3 protein-coding genes and 1 pseudogene are annotated in these 2,729 nt (G+C 71.8%); 1 reads left to right on the top strand and 3 read right to left on the bottom strand.

Annotated elements, in window-relative coordinates; genetic code table 11:
* Positions 1 to 39 precede the first annotated feature (39 nt).
* Positions 40 to 627 (bottom strand): annotated as a pseudogene (locus ABZ885_RS38940) (Uma2 family endonuclease).
* Positions 628 to 776: 149 nt separating this feature from the next.
* Here ABZ885_RS38940 and ABZ885_RS38935 point away from each other — a divergent pair.
* On the top strand, positions 777 to 1,484 hold the full coding sequence (locus ABZ885_RS38935) for an RraA family protein (protein ID WP_360199605.1): 708 nt from the start codon (positions 777 to 779) through the stop codon (positions 1,482 to 1,484).
* A gap of 19 nt (positions 1,485 to 1,503) precedes the next feature.
* Here ABZ885_RS38935 and ABZ885_RS38930 read toward each other — a convergent pair whose 3' ends face one another.
* Positions 1,504 to 1,995 (bottom strand): GNAT family N-acetyltransferase, encoded by a 492-nt coding sequence (locus ABZ885_RS38930; RefSeq protein ID WP_360199603.1) that lies wholly within the window; start codon positions 1,993 to 1,995, stop codon positions 1,504 to 1,506.
* Positions 1,996 to 2,065: 70 nt separating this feature from the next.
* Positions 2,066 to 2,729 (bottom strand): TerD family protein (locus tag ABZ885_RS38925; RefSeq protein WP_360199601.1); only part of this gene is annotated, 664 nt, incomplete at its 5' end.

The raw sequence follows: 2,729 nt of genomic DNA, 5'->3' as shown, positions 1-2,729 counted from the left end.
CTTGTGGAAGGGGGGTGCGGGCCGTCCGTCGTGTGCGCGCTAGAGGAAGGGCTTGGTGTCCAGCTCGAAGCCGAAGGGTGCCGGTAGGGCGAGCGGCTGGCCGAACGGCGCGAGGTGGACCTCGGTGTACTCGTCGCGGAGCGGCTTGCTGAAGACGCTGACCTGCGACTTCTCGCGGTCGACGAGCAGGTACAGCGGGATCCCGGCGCGGGCGTAGCAGTGGCGCTTGGCGATCCGGTCCTGGTCGGGCTTGGTGGAGGTCACCTCGGCGACCATGGCGACGCCGTCCGGGTCCATCCAGGGCGGGGCGCCGCGGAACAGGCGGAGTTCCTCGGGGGCGAAGGTCACGTCCGGGATGACGTGGTTCTTCGGGCAGAGACCTCCGCTGACCAGCCGGAGGCCCTTGCCGCCGGAAACGCTCATGTCGGTGGCGGCCTCGCGGATGACCTACTTGACCAGATGGCTGATGCAGTCCTCGTGATCGCCGTCCGGCGGTGCAGCCACGATGATCTCTCCCTCGATGAGCTCGGCCCGGAGGCCGTCGGGGGAGTGCAGGCTCAGGAAGCCCTCCAGCAGGATGTCCTCCTGCGATGGGGAGCTCGGTTGCTCATGCGCCACGGCACTCACGATGCCCCTCCTTCAGGTGTCGGTCACGCTAGTGGCGGGGTTCGTGGAGTATGCCGGGTACGGCGGTTTTCACTCGATGGTGCGAGAAGGGGAGCGCCGTAGGATCGTCTTGCTGGTGAACTGTGTGGCGAGCGGGAGGAGTTGACGTGGTGCTGAAGCGGTTCGCGGAGTTGTCGACGCCGTTGGTGGCGGACGCCTGTGTGCGGCTGGGGGTGGAGCTGCGGGTGGCGCCGGCCGGGGTCGCCGCGGTGGTCGCCGGGAGCCGGGTGGCCGGGAGCCGGGTGGCCGGGCGGGTGCTGCCGGTGCGGCACTACGGCAGCGTGGACGTCTTCCTGGAGGCGTACGGCGCGGCCGCGCCCGGGGACGTGCTGGTGATCGACAACGGCGGGCGCACGGACGAGGCCTGCATCGGGGACCTCGCCGTGCTGGAGGCGCGCGCAGCGGGGCTGGCCGGGCTGGTCGTGTGGGGCCTGCACCGGGACACCCCGGAGCTGGTGGAGATCGGGCTGCCGGTGTTCAGCTACGGCAGCCTGCCGCTCGGGCCGGTGCGGCTGGACGAGCGGGAGCCGGAGGCCCTGACCACCGCGCGGTTCGGGCCGCACCTGGTGAGCGCCGGGGACGCGGTGTTCGCGGACGCGGACGGCGTGCTGTTCGTCCCCGCCGCGCGGCTGGACGAGGTGCTGGAGACCGCCGCCGCCATCGCCCGGACCGAGCGCGCGCAGGCGGAGCGGATCCGTGCGGGCGACACGCTGCGCCGGCAGACCGCGTTCGACGACTACCTGGAGCGGCGCGCGGCCGACCCGTCGTACAGCTTCCGGCAGCACCTGCGGCGGGTCGGCGGCGCGATCGAGGAGTAGTCGCGCGGGCGGGTGGTCCTCAGAGGGCGCGGTGCATGACGTGCAGGCCGACGTAGCCGTGGACGGGGTGGCGGAAGCCCTCGGGGAGGGTGCCGATGACGGTGAAGCCGAGCGACTCGTACAGCTTCACCGCGTGCTCGTTGGAGGCGACCACGGCGTTGAACTGCATGGCGCGGTAGCCGGCCCGGCGGGCCCAGTCGAGGGTGTACTCGGCGAGGGCGCGGCCGACGCCGCGGCCGGAGTGCGCCGGGTCGACCATGTAGCTGGCGCTGGCGATGTGCGAGCCGTTGCCCTGGTGGTTGCGGTTCATCTTGGCGGTGCCGAGCACGGTGCCGCTCGCCTCGTCCACCGCGACCACCGTGCGGTTCGGGGCCGGGAGCAGCCACCAGCCCCGGCCCTGCTCGACGTCCAGGTCGAGCGGGAACGTGAAGGTCTCCCCGGCGGCGACGATGTGGTGGAAGAACGGCCAGATGGCGGGCCAGTCCTCGGCGGTGGCTTCCCTGATCAGCATCCGCACAGCATGGCGGCCGGGTGCCGGGAAATCCAGGCGATTTCCCGGCACCCGGCCGTTGCGGGCCCGGTCAGAGCATCGAGGCGGCCGGCTTGACCATGGCGCGGGCGGTCTTGGCGTCGACGTACTCGCCGACCGCGGTCATCACCCACTCGCCGGAGTACTGGCGGACCAGCTTGCACATCACCACACCGGTGTGCGGCTCGGACTGGGTGAGGTCGAAGCGGACCAGCTCCTGCTCCGAACCGGCGTCCACCAGGCGGCAGTAGGCGTTCTTGACCTCGGTGAACTTCTGGCCGGAGAAGGAGTTCACCACGAACACCAGGCCGGAGACCTCCGGCGGCAGGCCGTCGAGGTGGACGGTGATCGACTCGTCGTCACCGCCGCCCTGGCCGGTGAGGTTGTCGCCGGAGTGGGCGACGGCGCCGTTGAAGATGCCCAGCTTCATGAACCAGGCGGTGTCCAGCTTCTCGCGCCGGGCGTCGAAGGCGATGCAGGAGGCGTCCAGGTCGATGTTGCGGCCGCGGCCGGCCGGCTCCCAGCCGAGGCCCATCCGGACCGAGGAGAGGAAGGGCTTGCCGTTCTTCTCCAGCGAGACCGAGCCGCCCTTGGTCAGGCTCACCCGGCCCTTGTCCAGGGTGACCTTGGTGAGCGAGGCGGGGGCGGCGGCGGGCGGCGCCGGGGGAGCGCTCTGCGGCAGCGGCGGGTTGGCGGCGAGGGCCACCCGCGGGTCC

It is taken from the genome of Kitasatospora sp. NPDC047058, assembly GCF_040643935.1.
Classification (GTDB): Bacteria; Actinomycetota; Actinomycetes; order Streptomycetales; family Streptomycetaceae; genus Kitasatospora.
The sequence above is the reverse complement of the archived record's forward strand: the minus strand, read 5'-3'. Positions and strand labels throughout refer to the sequence as shown.